At 69.9% G+C, this 16,246-nt stretch carries 15 protein-coding genes; 3 read left to right on the top strand and 12 right to left on the bottom strand.

Features of this window, described 5'->3' with window-relative positions; all coding sequences use genetic code 11:
- Window positions 1–14: 14 nt before the first annotated feature.
- The 9 genes from pssA to OG562_RS35405 form a co-directional block, all read right to left on the bottom strand.
- A complete protein-coding gene (gene pssA, locus OG562_RS35365) occupies window positions 15–833 on the bottom strand; it encodes a CDP-diacylglycerol--serine O-phosphatidyltransferase (protein WP_266409689.1) in 819 nt (272 codons plus the stop codon).
- A gap of 22 nt (window positions 834–855) precedes the next feature.
- Window positions 856–1,512 (bottom strand): phosphatidylserine decarboxylase, encoded by a 657-nt coding sequence (locus tag OG562_RS35370; RefSeq protein WP_266405406.1) that lies wholly within the window; start codon window positions 1,510–1,512, stop codon window positions 856–858.
- Between the two features lie 170 nt (window positions 1,513–1,682).
- The gene (locus OG562_RS35375) at window positions 1,683–2,888 is read right to left on the bottom strand and encodes an acyl-CoA dehydrogenase family protein (protein WP_266405408.1); all 1,206 of its coding nucleotides are present in this window, start codon (window positions 2,886–2,888) and stop codon (window positions 1,683–1,685) included.
- A 2-nt stretch (window positions 2,889–2,890) separates the two neighbouring features.
- Window positions 2,891–3,403, bottom strand: a complete 513-nt coding sequence (locus OG562_RS35380; protein WP_266409691.1) for a MaoC family dehydratase — start codon at window positions 3,401–3,403, stop codon at window positions 2,891–2,893.
- 5 nt (window positions 3,404–3,408) lie between these two features.
- Complete coding sequence (locus OG562_RS35385) at window positions 3,409–4,374, bottom strand: CoA ester lyase (protein WP_266405410.1); 966 nt, start codon at window positions 4,372–4,374, stop codon at window positions 3,409–3,411.
- On the bottom strand, window positions 4,371–6,419 hold the full coding sequence (locus tag OG562_RS35390) for a protein meaA (RefSeq protein WP_266405412.1): 2,049 nt from the start codon (window positions 6,417–6,419) through the stop codon (window positions 4,371–4,373). The genes OG562_RS35385 and OG562_RS35390 overlap by 4 nt, the downstream gene beginning before the upstream one ends.
- An 18-nt stretch (window positions 6,420–6,437) precedes the next feature.
- Window positions 6,438–7,781 (bottom strand): crotonyl-CoA carboxylase/reductase, encoded by a 1,344-nt coding sequence (ccrA, locus tag OG562_RS35395; protein WP_266405413.1) that lies wholly within the window; start codon window positions 7,779–7,781, stop codon window positions 6,438–6,440.
- A gap of 425 nt (window positions 7,782–8,206) precedes the next feature.
- Entirely contained in the window at window positions 8,207–9,022 is an 816-nt protein-coding gene (locus tag OG562_RS35400) for a TetR family transcriptional regulator (RefSeq protein ID WP_266405415.1), read from the bottom strand.
- 136 nt (window positions 9,023–9,158) lie between these two features.
- Window positions 9,159–10,982: a 3-hydroxyacyl-CoA dehydrogenase family protein gene (locus OG562_RS35405; RefSeq protein ID WP_266405417.1), complete on the bottom strand. Its 1,824-nt coding sequence runs from the start codon at window positions 10,980–10,982 to the stop codon at window positions 9,159–9,161.
- Between the two features lie 427 nt (window positions 10,983–11,409).
- Between OG562_RS35405 and OG562_RS35410 the strand changes: the two genes are divergently transcribed.
- Window positions 11,410–11,985: an adenylosuccinate lyase gene (locus OG562_RS35410; RefSeq protein ID WP_266405418.1), complete on the top strand. Its 576-nt coding sequence runs from the start codon at window positions 11,410–11,412 to the stop codon at window positions 11,983–11,985.
- A gap of 94 nt (window positions 11,986–12,079) precedes the next feature.
- Here the strand turns inward: OG562_RS35410 and OG562_RS35415 are convergent, their stop codons facing one another.
- The 3 genes from OG562_RS35415 to OG562_RS35425 form a co-directional block, all read right to left on the bottom strand.
- Window positions 12,080–12,478, bottom strand: a complete 399-nt coding sequence (locus tag OG562_RS35415) for a RidA family protein (RefSeq protein WP_266405420.1) — start codon at window positions 12,476–12,478, stop codon at window positions 12,080–12,082.
- A gap of 54 nt (window positions 12,479–12,532) precedes the next feature.
- A complete protein-coding gene (locus tag OG562_RS35420) occupies window positions 12,533–14,110 on the bottom strand; it encodes an alpha/beta hydrolase (RefSeq protein WP_266405422.1) in 1,578 nt (525 codons plus the stop codon).
- A gap of 158 nt (window positions 14,111–14,268) precedes the next feature.
- Window positions 14,269–15,312: an Rv2578c family radical SAM protein gene (locus OG562_RS35425; protein WP_266405424.1), complete on the bottom strand. Its 1,044-nt coding sequence runs from the start codon at window positions 15,310–15,312 to the stop codon at window positions 14,269–14,271.
- Between the two features lie 223 nt (window positions 15,313–15,535).
- Between OG562_RS35425 and OG562_RS35430 the strand changes: the two genes are divergently transcribed.
- On the top strand, window positions 15,536–15,979 hold the full coding sequence (locus OG562_RS35430; RefSeq protein WP_266405426.1) for an SRPBCC family protein: 444 nt from the start codon (window positions 15,536–15,538) through the stop codon (window positions 15,977–15,979).
- Window positions 15,980–16,037: 58 nt separating this feature from the next.
- Complete coding sequence (locus tag OG562_RS35435) at window positions 16,038–16,175, top strand: hypothetical protein (protein WP_266405428.1); 138 nt, start codon at window positions 16,038–16,040, stop codon at window positions 16,173–16,175.
- The last annotated feature ends 71 nt before the right edge of the window (window positions 16,176–16,246 follow it).

Below are 16,246 nucleotides of genomic sequence, written 5' to 3' on the forward strand. Positions count from 1 at the left end.
AGCCGTGGTCGCCGCTACGGCAGCTGCGCCGCTCGTGCTTCGCGGCGGTTGTCGCGGAAGTTGTTCACCCGGCGGGCCGTGGCGAACAGGGGGATGACCGCGCCCATGACCAGCTGGAGCGCGCAGCCCGTCTGGAGCAGGAGCATGCCGCTGGGGGCGTCGAACGCCCAGGCGGCCAGCAGGCCCATCGACAGCACGATCCAGGAGAGCATCGCGCCGGCGAGGCGGCCTCGCGGCTTGGGGTACTCCACCCGGCTCACCATCAGCCAGGCGGTGCCCAGGATCGCCATGAGCGTCGCCACGAAGGGCAGCTCCAGCAGGACGATCGAGACCACGGTCAGCGCGCCGAACGGCGAGGGCATGCCCTGGAACGTGCCGTCCTTCACCGTCACACAGGAGAATCTCGCCAGTCGCAGCACCACGGCCAGCAGGACCACGATCGCGCCGACCGCCGCCACCCGCTGGTGCGCGTCGTCGGCGACCATGCCGTAGACCAGGACGAAGTACGCCGGGGCGAGGCCGAAGCTGATCAGGTCGGAGAGGTTGTCGAGCTCCGCGCCCATCGGCGAGCTGCGCAGTTTGCGGGCCACCAGACCGTCGAAGAGGTCGAAGACCGCGGCGCAGAGCATCAGGATGACGGCGGTGGCCGCGCTGTGGCGGGCCATGCCGGATTCCTGGCTGCCGGTGAGGTGCGGGATCAGGATGCCGGTGGTGGTGAAGTACACCGCCATGAAGCCGCAGGTGGCGTTGCCGAGGGTCAGGGTGTCCGCTATCGACAGGCGGAGAGAGAGGGGCATCTCCTCCTCTTCGTCCACCTCGTCGGCCTCGGGCACCCAGCCCGCCTGGGTCTCCGGGTCAATCACGGTCAATGCGAGTCACCCCCGCCACGGTCTTCTGCCCGACCTCGACGGCGACGTCCACGCCCTCGGGCAGGTAGACGTCGACGCGGGAGCCGAAGCGGATCAGGCCGATCCGCTCGCCCTGCTCGACCTTCGTGCCCTCGGGGAGGTAGGGGACGATACGGCGGGCGACGGCGCCGGCGATCTGGATCATCTCGATGTCACCGAGCTCGGTGTCGAAGTGCCAGACCACGCGCTCGTTGTTCTCGCTCTCCTTGTTGAACGCCGGAACGAACCCACCCGGGATGTGCTCGACCGAGGTCACCGTGCCGGCCAGCGGGGCGCGGTTGACATGGACGTTCAGCGGGCTCATGAAGATCGCGACCCGGGTGCGTCCGTCCTTCCACGGCATGATGCTCTGCACCACGCCGTCGGCGGGGGAGATGACCCGGCCCGTGGCGATCTCGCGCTCGGGGTCGCGGAAGAACCACAGCATGCCCGCCGCGAGAGCGGTGGCGGGCACGGCGACGGCCTTCGCTGCGCCCGAGCGGCGGGCGCGCAGAAGGCTGACGGCTGCGGTGGCGACAGTCGGCAGAAGCCACGGCGATGCTCCGCGCGCGAGGCGAACGCCGGCCAGGCTGTCGCGATGTGCAGAGGTTTGGCTGTGGGGCATGGATGACCTTCGTAGCGGATGATGCCGCGCTTCGACAGGGGGACGGCGGCTTTCCGCGATCGTAGCGGTTCGGGGCCGCAACTGGGTAAGCCAGGAAGACGAGTCGACGGCTGAGGAGAGTTGACGGGGTGTGATCTTCTTCTCGAAGAAAACACCCCCAACCCGGACATCTAGCCCTGGAACCGATACTCTTCGAGCAGTCGACGCCCGATGATCATTTTCTGGATCTCGGCCGTGCCTTCACCGATCAGGAGCATCGGGGCCTCGCGGTAGAGGCGCTCGATCTCATACTCCTTGGAGAAGCCGTAGCCGCCGTGGATCCGGAAGGCGTCCTCCACGACCTCCTTGCAGTATTCGGAGGCGAGATACTTCGCCATCCCTGCCTCAAGGTCGTTTCGTTCGCCGGAGTCCTTTTTGCGTGCCGCGTTCACCATCATCGCATGGGCGGCCTCGACCTTGGTAGCCATCTCGGCCAGCTTGAACTGGATCGCCTGGTGCTGGGCGATCGGCTTGCCGAAAGTGTGACGCTGCTGGGCGTACCGGACGCCGAGTTCGAAGGCGCGCTGAGCGACGCCGCAGCCACGTGCCGCGACATTGACGCGACCCACCTCGACGCCGTCCATCATTTGGTAAAAACCTCGGCCGGTGACCCCGCCGAGCACGCGGTCGGCGGGAAGCCGCAGACCGTCCATGATCATCTCGGTGGTGTCGACGCCCTTGTAGCCCATCTTGTCGATCTTGCCGGGGATCGTGAGGCCCGGACGGACCTCGCCGAAGCCGGGCTCCTTCTCGATCAGGAAGGTCGTCATCGACTTGTGCGGGGCCGTGCCCTCGGGGTGTCCTTCGTCACTTCGCACCAGGACGGCCACGAGAGACGACGTGCCGCCGTTCGTCAGCCACATCTTCTGACCGTTGAGGACGTACTCCTCGCCGTCCTTGACCGCCCTGGACGTGATCGCCGAGACGTCGGATCCCAGCGCCGGCTCCGACATCGAGAACGCGCCCCGGACGTCGCCGAGCGCCATCCTCGGCAGGAAGTGGTCCTTCTGCTCCTGCGTGCCGTGCTGCTTGAGCATGTACGCGACGATGAAGTGCGTGTTGATGATGCCGGACACCGACATCCAGCCGCGGGCGATCTCCTCGACGCAGAGGGCGTACGTCAGGAGCGACTCGCCCAGACCGCCGTACTCCTCGGGGATCATCAGGCCGAACAGGCCCAGCTCCTTGAGGCCGTCGACGATCTGCTGCGGATACTCGTCGCGGTGCTCCAGCTCGGTGGCGACCGGGATGATCTCCTTGTCCACGAAGTCGCGGACGGTGGACAGGATCTCCTGCTGGATGTCCGTCAGACCGGCGGTCTGGGCGAGTCGCGCCATGACTACTTCCCCTGTTCCTTGAGCTCGGGGCGGCCCGGCTGCTCGCCGCCGCGCTCCTTGATGTACGTCTCGGTCGGCACCAGCACCTTGCGGCGGAACACGCACACCAGCGTGCCGTCCTGCTTGTAGCCCTTGGTCTCGACGTACACGATCCCGCGGTCGTTCTTCGACTTCGACGGCCACTTGTCGAGCACGGTCGTCTGGCCGTAGAGCGTGTCGCCGTGGAAGGTCGGCGCCACGTGCTTCAGCGACTCGATCTCCAGGTTGGCGATCGCCTTGCCGGAGACGTCCGGCACGGACATGCCGAGCAGGAGGGAGTAGATGTAGTTGCCGACCACGACGTTCTTGCCGAAGTCGGTCGTCTGCTCCGCGTAGTTGGCGTCCATGTGGAGCGGGTGGTGGTTCATGGTGAGGAGGCAGAAGAGGTGGTCGTCGTACTCGGTGACCGTCTTCCCGGGCCAGTGCTTGTAGACCGCCCCGACCTCGAACTCCTCGTAGGTGCGCCCGAACTGCATCGCGCTCACGCCTCCGGAATCTCGAACGTGCTGGTGCGCTTCATGCCGGCGGCGCGCCCCTTGCCGGAGACGACCAGGGCCATCTTGCGGCTGGCCTCGTCGATCATCTCGTCGCCGAGCATCGCGGAGCCCTTCTTGCCGCCCGCCTCGGACGTGTAGTAGTCGTACGCGTCCAGGATCAGCTCGGCGTGGTCGTAGTCCTCCTGGGAGGGCGAGAAGATCTCGTTGGACGCCTCGACCTGGCCCGGGTGCAGCACCCACTTGCCGTCGAAGCCGAGCGCGGCGGCGCGCTGGGCGACCTCGCGGTAGCCGTCGACGTTGCGGATCTGGAGGTAGGGGCCGTCGATCGCCTGGAGGTCGTTGGCGCGGGCGGCCATCAGGATCTTCATCAGGATGTAGTGGTAGGCGTCCGCCGGGTAGCCGGGCGGCTGCTCGCCCACGACCAGCGACTTCATGTTGATCGACGCCATGAAGTCGGCCGGGCCGAAGATGATCGTCTCGATGCGCGGGGAGGCCTGCGCGATCTCGTTGACGTTGTTCAGGCCCTGCGCGTTCTCGATCTGCGCCTCGATGCCGATCCGGCCGACCTCGAAGCCCATGGTCTTCTCGATCTGCGTCAGCAGCAGGTCCAGCGCGACGACCTGCTGCGCGTTCTGCACCTTCGGCAGCATGATGCAGTCGAGGTTGGGCCCCGCGCCCTCGACGACCGTGACGACGTCGCGGTACGTCCACTCGGTCGTCCAGTCGTTGACGCGCACGACCCTGGTCTTGCCCGTCCAGTCGCCCTCGTTGAGGAACTTGACGATGGTGTGCCGCGCCTCGGGCTTGGCGAGCGGCGCGCACGCGTCCTCCAGGTCGAGGAAGACCTGGTCGGCGGGGAGGCCCTGCGCCTTCTCCAGGAAGCGCGGGTTGCTCCCGGGCACGGCGAGACAGGAACGCCGCGGACGCAGACGGTTGGCGGGCGTGGTCATGCGGGGACCTCCAGGGGGTCGAGCTTGTTCGCTTTCCGGATCTCGTCGACGATGCGGCCGATGATTCCGGTGATGTCGAAGTCCTTCGGGGTGAAGACCGCGGCCACGCCGGCAGCCCTGAGCTGTTCGGCGTCTCCATTCGGGATGATGCCACCGGCGATCACCGGGATGTCTGTGGCACCGGCCACACGCAGCCGTTCGAGGACGTCGGGCACCAGCTGCGCGTGCGAGCCGGAGAGGATGGACAGGCCCACGGCGTGCACGTCCTCCTCCAGAGCCGCGTCCACGATCTCCTCGGGGGTGAGCCGGATGCCCTGGTAGACCACCTCGAAGCCGGCGTCACGCGCGCGTACGGCGATCTGCTCGGCGCCGTTGGAGTGGCCGTCCAGGCCCGGCTTGCCGACCAGGAAGCGCAGCTTGCCGACGCCCATGTCCCGGGCCGTGCGGTCGACCCTGGCGCGCACCTCGCTCATCGCCGAGCCCTCCTCGGCCGGCACCGCCACCGGCGCCGACGAGACGCCCGTCGGGGCGCGGAACTCGCCGAACACCTCGCGCAGCGCGCCGGCCCACTCGCCGGTCGTGACGCCGGCGCGGGCGCACTCCAGGGTGGCCTCCATGAGGTTGGCCGTGCCCTTGGCGGCCTCCTTCAGCTTCTCCAGCGCCTTGCAGGGGCGCGGGTGGTTGAAGGGCGGCTGGTAGCGGGTGTCGCGCCAGTTCTGCAGCGAGGCGACGACCCGGGCCTCGACGGCCGGGTCGACGGTCTGGATGGCCGTGTCGAGGTCGGCGGTCAGGGGGTTCGGCTCGGTCGTCTCGAAGATGTTGACGCCGATGATCTTCTCCTGGCCGGACTCGATACGAGCCCTGCGCTCGGCATGCGAGGAGACCAGCTGCGACTTGAGGTAGCCGGACTCGACGGCGGCCATCGCGCCGCCCATCTCCTGGATCCGGTCGATCTCCGCGAGGGACTCCTCGACCAGCGCCGCGACCTTGGTCTCGATCACCTTGGAGCCCTCGAAGATGTCCTCGTACTCCAGCAGGTCGCTCTCGTGCGCCAGCACCTGCTGGATGCGCAGCGACCACTGCTGGTCCCAGGGGCGGGGCAGCCCCAGGGCCTCGTTCCAGGCGGGCAGCTGCACGGCACGCGCGCGTGCGTCCTTGGAGAGGGTGACGGCGAGCATCTCCAGCACGATCCGCTGGACGTTGTTCTCCGGCTGCGCCTCCGTCAGGCCCAGGGAGTTGACCTGGACGCCGTAGCGGAAGCGGCGCTGCTTGGGGTCGTCGATGCCGTAGCGCTCGCGGGTGATCTGGTCCCAGATGCGGGAGAACGCCCGCATTTTGCACATCTCCTCGATGAACCGCACACCCGCGTTGACGAAGAACGAGATGCGGGCGACGACATCGCCCTTGCGGTCCTCGGGGATCTGACCGGACGCGAAGACCGCGTCCAGCACGGCGATCGCGGTGGACATCGCGTAGGCGATCTCCTGCACCGGTGTGGCCCCGGCCTCCTGCAGGTGGTAGCTGCAGATGTTGATGGGGTTCCACTTGGGGATGTTGTTGACCGTGTAGCAGATCATGTCGGTCGTCAGGCGCAGGCTCGGCACCGGCGGGAACACGTGCGTGCCCCGGGACAGGTACTCCTTGACGATGTCGTTCTGGGTCGTCCCCTGGAGCTGGGTGATGTCGGCGCCCTGCTCCTCCGCGACGACCTGGTAGAGCGCCAGCAGCCACATGGCGGTGGCGTTGATCGTCATCGAGGTGTTCATCTGCTCCAGGGGGATGTCCTGGAACAGCCGGCGCATGTCACCGAGGTGCGCGATCGGCACGCCGACCCGGCCGACCTCGCCGCGGGCGAGGATGTGGTCGGAGTCGTAGCCGGTCTGCGTGGGCAGGTCGAACGCGACCGACAGGCCGGTCTGACCCTTGGCGAGGTTGCGCCGGTACAGCTCGTTGGACGCCTCGGCCGTGGAGTGACCGGCGTACGTGCGCATGAGCCACGGCCGGTCCTTCTCCCGCTTGCCTGCGGCGGGCTGACGCTCAGTCATCGATGACCTCGGGTGTCCTCAGATGTTGCGGAAGCGGTTGATGGCGTCGACGTGCTGGGCGCGCTTGGCCTCGTCGCGGACGCCGAGGCCTTCCTCGGGCGCCAGGCACAGGACGCCGACCTTGCCCTGGTGGAGGTTGCGGTGCACGTCGTAGGCGGCCTGCCCGGTCTCCTCCAGGGAGTACACCTTGGAGAGCGTCGGGTGGATCTTGCCCTTGGCGACCAGCCGGTTGGCCTCCCAGGCCTCGCGGTAGTTGGCGAAGTGCGAGCCGATGATCTTCTTCAGGGACATCCACAGGTAACGGTTGTCGTACTCGTGGTTGTACCCGGAGGTCGAGGCGCAGGTGACGATCGTGCCGCCCTTGCGCGTGACGTAGACGCTCGCGCCGAAGGTCTCGCGGCCGGGGTGCTCGAAGACGATGTCGACGTCCTCGCCGCCGGTCAGCTCGCGGATGCGCTTACCGAAACGCTTCCACTCGCGCGGGTCCTGGTGGTGCTCGTCCTGCCAGAACTTGTAGTCCTCGGCGGTGCGGTCGATGATCGCCTCCGCGCCCATGGACCGGCAGATCTGGGCCTTCTGCTCGCTGGAGACGACACAGATCGGGTTGGCGCCGCCGGCCAGCGCGAACTGCGTGGCGTAGCTGCCCAGTCCGCCGCTCGCGCCCCAGATGAGCACGTTGTCGCCCTGCTTCATGCCGGCGCCGTTGCGGGAGACCAGCTGCCGGTAGGCGGTGGAGTTCACGAGCCCGGGGGCCGCGGCCTCCTCCCAGCTCAGATGGTCCGGCTTCGGCATCAGCTGGTTGGACTTGACCAGCGCGATCTCGGCGAGCCCGCCGAAGTTCGTCTCGAAGCCCCAGATGCGCTGCTCGGGGTCGAGCATCGTGTCGTTGTGGCCGTCGGAGGACTCCAGCTCGACGGACAGACAGTGCGCGACGACCTCGTCGCCCGGCTTCCAGGCGTTGACGCCGGGACCGGTGCGCAGGACGACGCCCGCGAGGTCGGAGCCGATGACGTGGTACGGCAGGTCGTGCCGCTTGGTGAGCTCGCTGAGCTTGCCGTAGCGCTCCAGGAAGCCGAACGTCGACAGCGGCTCGAAGATCGACGTCCACACGGAGTTGTAGTTGACAGAGGAGGCCATGACGGCCACCAGGGCCTCGCCCGGGCCGAGTTCGGGCAAGGCCACCTCGTCCAGGTGGAGCGACTTGCGCGGGTCCTTGTCGCGGGTGGTGAGGCCCGCGAACATCTCCGTCTCGTCCTTGTGGACGGTGATCGCGCGGTACGACTCGGGGAGCGGCAGTGCGGCGAAGTCGGCCGCCGTCGAGTCCGGCGACTGGATCGCGTCCAGGATGTCCTTAACGGTCACGGTGTTGCCTCCGGCGGTGAGCGCCCTGAGGGCGGGGCGCTGAGGGTTACGTCGGTGCTGCTGAGGGTGGGGTGGAGAAGTGCCGTCGGTTCGGCGGTGGTGCTGTTCGGCAGCGCTTTGTGGCGCGGGAGGGTGCCTGTGACGCAGGCGTCCGGGCGCGCAGGCCATGAGCTTGCGGGGACAGCCGACGTACGAAAGGTCTCTGCACGCCGGCCGCCCGGACCTCTTCAACGTATGACACCGCGTGTCACCCCGCAAGGCACTGAGTGCCAGAACTTCGCCTCAGATGAAATCTTTACGTAACAAATGAGCGATGATCGATCGAACGGGATCGGAAATCTGCGTGAAAAGGGCCTCTGGCATGCCAAAACGGCCACCCGGTGGGGTGGCCGTCGTCACAGCGCGAAGAGGAAAAAGGGAGAAAGTCAGCGTTCCTTGAGGGCCTGCTCGATGGTGCGCATGACCTCGTCCAGCGGGGCGTCGGTACGGGCGACGGTCACCAGGACCTCGCCCTGCGCGGAGACCGCCGCCGGGACCGGCTGGGGGGCGGCGGCGCCGCTGCGGCCGACTCCGATGCCCGTCCCGAACGTCTTGCGCACGATCGCGAAGGCGTGGTCGAGCTGGGTCTCGACGTCGCCCTGGCCGCCGGCCCGCAGCCACCGCCGCAGCACGTGGTTGTGGGCGGTGACCACGGCGGACGCGGCGACCTCCGCGAGCAGCGGGTCGTCGTTGGCGTCGTCGTCGTGCGCGTGCTCGTCGAAGTGGCCGAGGAGATAGCGGGTGAAGAGCCGCTCGTAGCGGGCCACCGATGCGATCTCGGCCTCGCGCAGGGTGGGCACCTCGCGCGTCAGCTTGTAGCGGGCGACCGAGATCTCCGGCCGGGCCGCGTACATCTTCATGACTTCCTTGATGCCGCGGCACACGGTGTCGAGCGGGTGCTCGTGGGCCGGGGCCGCGTTGAGCACGGCCTCCGCGCGGATCAACGTGTCGTCGTGATCCGGGAAGATCGCCTCTTCCTTGGAGCGGAAGTGGCGGAAGAAGGTGCGGCGGGCGACCCCGGCCGCGGCCGCGATCTCGTCGACGGTGGTCGCCTCGTACCCCTTGGTCGCGAACAGCTCCATCGCCGCGGCCGCCAGTTCGCGGCGCATCTTGAGCCGTTGGGCGGCCGCGCGGCCGCCCGCGGCACTCTCCGGCGCGTCGGGCGTGGCTGGTGTACGTGAGGACCTGGCGGGCTGGGACATGACCCGAACGTACTGCATGTGCGCAGCTCGGTGCGCATGTCCCGGGTTTCCCCCGCCCCGGGCGGGCGGGGGTGCGCCGGTGGGCTCGAGGAGTCCGCCCCAGTCCTCGTCCGAGCGCAGCCGGTCGCCGTCCCGCTCAGCGGCGGGCATATTCGCGGAAGCCGCGGCCGGTCTTGCGGCCGAGGCAGCCCGCGGCCACCAGATGCTCCAGGAGCGGGGCCGGAGCGAGACCGGGGTCGCGGAACTCGCGGTGCAGGACCTTCTCGATCGCCAGCGAGACGTCGAGCCCGACGACGTCCAGCAGCTCGAAGGGGCCCATCGGGTAGCCGCCGCCCAGCTTCATGGCCGCGTCGATGTCGTCGAGCGACGCGTAGTGCTCCTGCACCATCTTGATCGCGTTGTTGAGGTAGGGGAACAGCAGCGCGTTCACGATGAAGCCCGCGCGGTCCGAGCAGTCGACCGCGTGCTTCCTGACCTTGACGCAGACCTCGCGGACCGTCGCGTGGACGTCCTCGGCCGTCAGCACCGTGCGGACCACCTCGACCAGCTTCATGGCCGGCGCCGGGTTGAAGAAGTGCATGCCGATCACGTCCTGCGGGCGCGAGGTCGCGCGGGCGCAGGCCACGACCGGCAGCGAGGACGTGGTCGTGGCCAGGACAGCGCCCGGCTTGCAGACCTTGTCCAGCGTCGCGAACAGCTGCTGCTTGATCTCCAGGTCCTCGGCGACCGCCTCGACCGCCAGGTCCACGTCGGCGAAGGCGTCGTAGGAGCCGGCCGGGGTGATCCGGTCCAGGGTCTGCGCGGCGGCCTCCGCAGTCAGCCGGCCCTTGTCGACGGAGCGGGACAGGGACTTGCCGATACGGGCCTTGGCGACCTGCGCCTTCTCCTCGCTGCGGGCGGCGAGGACGACGTCGTAGCCGGCCTTGGCGAAGACCTCGGCGATCCCGGAGGCCATCGTGCCGGAGCCGGCGACGCCGACCGAGCGGACCGTGCGGCCGGCTGTCGCGGCGGTGTCGGACGGCGGGGTCAGGGCGTCGGGGACCACCGTCGAGCTCCCGGGGGCGTCGTAGGCGTAGAAGCCCCGGCCCGACTTACGGCCGGTCAGGCCCGCCTCGCTGAGCTGCTTGAGGATCGGCGCGGGGGCGTGCAGCCGGTCGCGCGACTCGGCGTACATGGCCTCCAGGACCGTACGGGCCGTGTCCACGCCGATCAGGTCGAGCAGGGCGAGGGGGCCCATCGGCAGTCCGCAGCCCAGCCGCATCGCCGCGTCGATGTCCTCGCGGGAGGCGTAGCGGGCCTCGTACATCGCGGCGGCCTGGTTGAGGTAGCCGAACAGCAGCCCGTCCGCGACGAATCCGGGCCGGTCGCCGACCGCGACGGGCTCCTTGCCGAGGTCGAGGGCGAGGTCGGTGACCGCGGCGACGGCGGTGGGCGCGGTGAGCACCGAGGAGACGACCTCGACCAGCTTCATGGCCGGCGCCGGGTTGAAGAAGTGCAGGCCGAGCACGCGCTCCGGACGCGCCGAGTCGGCGGCCAGGCGGGTCACGGACAGCGCGTTGGTGCCGGTCGCCAGGATCGCCTCGGGACGCACGATCCCGTCCAGCTCCCGGAAGATCTGCTGCTTGATCTCGTACGACTCCGGCGCCACCTCGATGACGAGATCGGCGTCGGCGGCGGTGCGCAGGTCGGTGGAGACGCGGACACGGGCGACGAGGTCGGCGCGCTCCTGCTCGGTCAGCCGGCCGCGCTGCACGGCGCGGGCGGTGGAGGACTCCAGCGCGGCGAGGGCCCGCGCGGCCTGGGCCTCGCTGACGTCGATGCCGATCACCGTGCGGCCGGCCTTGGCCAGGACCTCGGTGATGCCGGCGCCCATGGTGCCGAGACCGACGACGGCGATCGTGCGCAGCGGGGACAGCGGAGAGAGAGGGGAGGCGGAGGTGTGGGACAGGGGAGTGGCCATCGCGGGACTCCAGGAATGAGGGGTGACGACTGGGAACGCGCCCGGGTGCGCCGAGGAGGCCTTCGCGAAGGCCGGACCACGGGCGCACCGGGTGCGGAGAAGGAGTGCGGGTGTTGCCGGGCTACGAGCGCACACGCCCGGTGCCGTCGTCGTGGGCGTGCACACGCCCGAAGACGAACGGGAGATCCGACCGGCCCTGTCCCGTGGCCGGGTCGTACGCGGTACGAGGTACCGAACCGACTTCTCTCGCGGCGACTGCGTCACCAGGCCGCAGCGAGGAGGTGAGGCGAGTGGGTGACTCGCTCGTCTGAGCTTAACCGGTGGGTAACGAGCGCGCCAGCCCCCCGTGGCTGTGATCTGTTTCGCTGCACGGACCGCCTCGGCGGACGTGCCCTGCGACCGCCGTGCCCTGCCCTAGGCTCGGCGCATGGACGAAGAGTTGCGATCGCTCACGGAGCGCTTACGGCAGGAGTCCGGCGGCGCCGCCGTCTACGAGCGGCTGGCGGACGCCGTGGACGGTGACGAACTCGCGGGTGTGCTCACCGAGTCGGGGCAGCCGCTGTGGGCCCGGGAGCTCGCCGCGTTCCGGCTGGGGCTGGCCGGGGACCGGCGCGCCTTCGAGGCGCTCGTCCTGCTGCTCAACCATCGCGACCCGCCGCGCTGCGCCTCCGCCGCGTACGCCCTGGCCCGGCTCGGCGACCCGCGCACCGCCCGCGCCGCGGCCGCCCTGGCCACCAACGAGCTGCGCGTCGCCTATGCCCTGCATCCCGTCCGGCTGCTGGTGGAGCTGCGCGCGCCCGAGTCCGTGCCCGCGCTGATCACCACGCTCCGGCGGCGGCTGCGCCCGCACGACCCCTACCGGCGGGTGGCCCTCGCGTGCGTGGAGGGGCTCGGCACGCTGGGGGACGACCGCGCCCGGCCGGTGCTGAACGAGGCCCTCGCCCACCCGGTGCTCGCGGAGGCGGCCGTGCACGCGCTGGGGCGGATTCCGCGCCAGCGGTGAGGCGTTGAGACGGTCGGGACGGCCGCGGGCCGCGGGCCCGGGTCCGGGTCCGGGTCCGGGGCAGGGTTCGGGGCCGGGTTCGGGGCGGGGGGAGTCACCCCGGCACCACCGCGAACGCTTCGATCTCCATCAGGAACTCCGGGGCGACCAGCGCGGCGACCTGGACGGCCGAGGCGGCGGGGAGACGGTCGTCGGGTATGTGCGCGACGCGGGCCGCGCGGATCGCGGGCATATGGGCCATGTCCGTGACGAAGTAGGTGAGTTTGACGACGTCGGCGAAGGTCGCCCCGGCGGCGGCCAGACAGCGCCGCAGGTTCTCGAAGACCTGACGGGCCTGCGCCGCCGGATCGCCCTCGCCCACCGGCTTGCCGTCCTCGTCCAGGGCGAGCTGGCCGGAGACCGCGACGAAGCGGCCCGTGCCCATGACGACATGCGTGTACTGCGCGGCGGGGGCGACCCCGTCGGGGGCGGGAATCCTGGTCAGCTCACTCATGCGCCCATGATGGACCACGGGTCTGACAACGCCCCCGACGACCGGCCGCCGACCTCAGCCGCGGAACCCCAGCAGCCCGTGCAGCGTCGAGCCGTGGGCCGTGCGCGACGCGACCTTCGCGCTCAGCGGCTTCGGGTCGGACTGCGCCTTGCACACCGCGTCCACCCCGCCGACGCCGCGCGGCACCGTGCCGTCGGTCAGATACGCCGCCAGGTGCTTGTCCAGGCAGCTGTTCCCGCTCAGCGCGATGCCGTGGTTCTGGCCGCCCTGCTCCACCACGAAGCTGGAGCCGCGCAGCAGGGAGTGCATCATCGCGCCGCCCTCGTACGGGGTCGCCGCGTCGTCCGTCGCCTGGAACAGCAGGGCCGGCGGCAGCGCGCCGTTGGCCAGGTTCACCGGGCCCAGCGGCTTCGTCGGCCAGAACGCGCACGGCGCGTTGTACCAGGCGTTGCTCCAGGTCATGAACGGCGCCTTCGCGTACGCCGACCAGTTGTCCGAGCGCCACTCGTCCCAGTCCCGCGGCCAGGAGGCGTCACGGCACTGCACCGAGGTGTAGACGCTGTAGCCGTTGTCCCCCGAGGCGTCGACGGCGGCGAAGTTCTCGTACGCCTCGACCAGCGGGCCGGTCTTCTTGTCGTTGGCGTAGGCCGCGAACGCCTCGGCGAGGTGGGGCCAGTAGCCGTTGTAGTAGCCGCCGGGCAGGAAGGTGTCCTCCAGCTCCGACGCGCCCACCTTGCCGCCGGCCGGCTTCTTCGCGAGGGCCGCCCGCATCGCGTACCACTCGGCCTCGACCTTCTCCGGGTCGGCGCCGAGCTTGTACGTCTTGTCGTACTTGGCGATCCACGCCATCAGCGCGCGGTGCCGGTCGTTGAAGGCGAGGTCCTGTGTGAGGTTGTCGTCGTACCAGACGCCCGTCGGGTCGACGATCGAGTCCAGCACCAGGCGCCGTACCCGCTGCGGGTAGAGCTTGGCGTAGACCGCGCCGAGGTAGGTGCCGTACGAGTAGCCGAAGTAGTTCAGCTTCCCCGCGCCGACGGCGGCGCGGATCGCGTCCATGTCCCGCACGGTGCTGATCGTGTCGATGTACGGCAGCACGCTCGCGTACTTCTTGCCGCAGGCCTCGGCGAAGGACCGCGCGCGGGTGAGGTTGGCCTGCTCGATCGCCTCGGTGGACGGGACGGAGTCCGGGCGTACGGCGGCGAAGTGGCCGGGCTCGCAGTTCAGCGCGGGCGAGCTCTTGCCCACCCCGCGCGGGTCGAAGCCGATGACGTCGTACTGGGCCGCCACCGCCTTCGGCAGCGCCGAGGCGATGAACCCGGCGAGGGACAGCCCGCCGCCGCCGGGGCCGCCGGGGTTGACCAGCAGCGGGCCCTGGAACGTCTTCGCGGTGTGCGGGACGCGGGACAGGGCCAGCGTGATCTGCTTCCCGCTCGGGTCGTCGTGGTCGAGCGGCACCTTCAGGGACGCGCACTGGAGCGTCGGCCGGTCGGCGGTGCGGCAGCTCTTCCAGGTGAGTCCCGCCGCACCGGCGGCCCGGGCGGTGGACGAGGGGCTCGCGTCGGCGGGCGCCGCGGTGAGCGTCCCGGCCACGACGGCGACGGCGGCGCACAGCACGGCTGCGCGTGTGTTCATGGGAGTCCTCCCAGGACGGAGGTGGTCGGACCGCGCAGGTCACGGCCCTCGCCGCATCGTCCCGGAAAGATCGTCCGAAAGAACCTGATCTGGTGATACTTGACCCGTTCGGGTTGCCGGATGCGCTCGAACGCGCTCGGGCCGGGCCGAGAACGCCCTCAGATCAGCGTGAGTTGGGTGGGCTCGGGCGGCGTGGGTTCCTCCGCCGGCTCGGGCGGCCGGATCCGGCGGGGCATCCCCCCGCGCGCGGGACCGATGCCGTACTCCTGGGCCAGCTCGTGGACCTGACGGGTGATCCGGCGCTGGTACCACTTCGGCGCGTAGGCGCCGTCCGTGTACAGCCGCTCGTAGCGCCGCACCAGGTAGGGGTGGTGCTGTGCCAGCCAGCTCATGAACCACTCGCGGGCGCCGGGGCGCAGATGCAGCGCGAGGGGAGTGACGGAGGTGGCCCCGGCGGCCGCGATCGCCCGCACGGTGGCCCGCAGTTGGGCCGGCTCGTCGCCCAGGAACGGGATCACCGGCGCCATCAGGACCCCGCAGTCGATCCCGTGGTCGGTGAGCGTCCGTACGACGTCCAGGCGCCGCTCCGGGGCCGGTGTGCCCGGCTCCACGGTGCGCCACAGCTCGCCGTCGACGAAGCCGACCGACACGGAGATGCCGACGTCGGCCACCTCGGCGGACTGTTTCAGCAGGTCGAGGTCGCGCAGGATCAGGGTGCCCTTGGTCAGGATCGAGAAGGGGTTGGCGTGGTCGCGCAGGGCGGCCAGGATGCCCGGCATCAGCCGGTAGCGGCCCTCGGCGCGCTGGTAGCAGTCGACGTTGGTGCCCATCGCGACGTGCTCGCCGGGCCAGCGGGGCGAGGACAGCTGGCGGCGCAGCACCTCCGGCGCGTTCACCTTGACGACGATCTGGGTGTCGAAGCCGATCCCGGTGTCGAGGTCGAGATAGCTGTGCGTCTTGCGCGCGAAGCAGTACACGCACGCGTGCGTGCAGCCCCGATAGGGGTTCACCGTCCACTCGAACGGCATGCGCGAGGCGCCCGGCACCCGGTTGAGGACCGAGCGGGCCCGGACCTCGTGGAACGTGATGCCGGCGAACTCGGGCGTGTCGAACGTCCGGGTCGTGACCGCGTCCGCGCCGAACAGCGCGGCGTCGGCCGGCCGGTCGTGGCGGGTCTCCACGGTGAGGTTCTCCCAGCGCATGACGCCTCCTCGGTAGCACTGCCCCCACAATAGAACATGTGTTCCCATGATCGTGCGACCGTTCTTTCGACGGCCCTCTTCGATCGGCGGTCCTTGGGTCGGTGGTCCTTTTCGACCGTCCGGCGATCGCTTCCGGGCCCCCGATTTGGGCGGCCGTGGACCGGGGTGGTTGGCTTGCCCCGAACCTGAGGAACCCTGAGCAACACGGACCTGGAGGAACCCCATGGCGCAGGTCGAGGCCACCACCGAGCGGGTCGTCGCAGCGGACCCGGAGAAGGTGTTCGACACGCTCGCCGACTACAGCGGCACGCGCGCGAAGCTGCTGCCCGAGCACTTCAGCGAGTACGAGGTCCACGAGGGCGGCGACGGCGAGGGCACCCTCGTCCACTGGAAGCTCCAGGCCACCAGCAAGCGCGTCCGCGACTGCCTCCTGGAGGTCGCCGAGCCGACCGACGGCGAGCTCGTCGAGAAGGACCGCAACTCCTCGATGGTCACCACCTGGCGCGTCACCCCGGCCGGCGAGGGCAAGTCCCGGGTCGTCGTGACCACCACCTGGACCGGCGCCGGCGGCGTCGGCGGCTTCTTCGAGCGGACCTTCGCGCCCAAGGGTCTCGGCCGCATCTACGACGTGATCCTCGACAACCTCGCCACCGAGGTCGAGAAGTAGACCTCGCCGTCGGGCCGTTCGACCGCTGGTCGGTCAACCGTCGGGCGTTCCCTGGTCGTTGAGCCGCGAGTACACCGTCATCGCCTCCGGCTACCCGCCGGTCGCCACCGTTCTCCAGGTGGCGGGCGGCGGCCGCACGGAACGCGATCTGCGGCTGGGCCACGAAGACCCGGCCGGGGAGCGAACAGAGGGCTGAGCAGGCGTCGGGGCGTGGGCGTACCCCGGCGCGACCCGGCGAAACCAATTCCCGTATTGCCGCACATCCCG

Source organism: Streptomyces sp. NBC_01275 (assembly GCF_026340655.1).
Classification (GTDB): domain Bacteria; phylum Actinomycetota; class Actinomycetes; order Streptomycetales; family Streptomycetaceae; genus Streptomyces.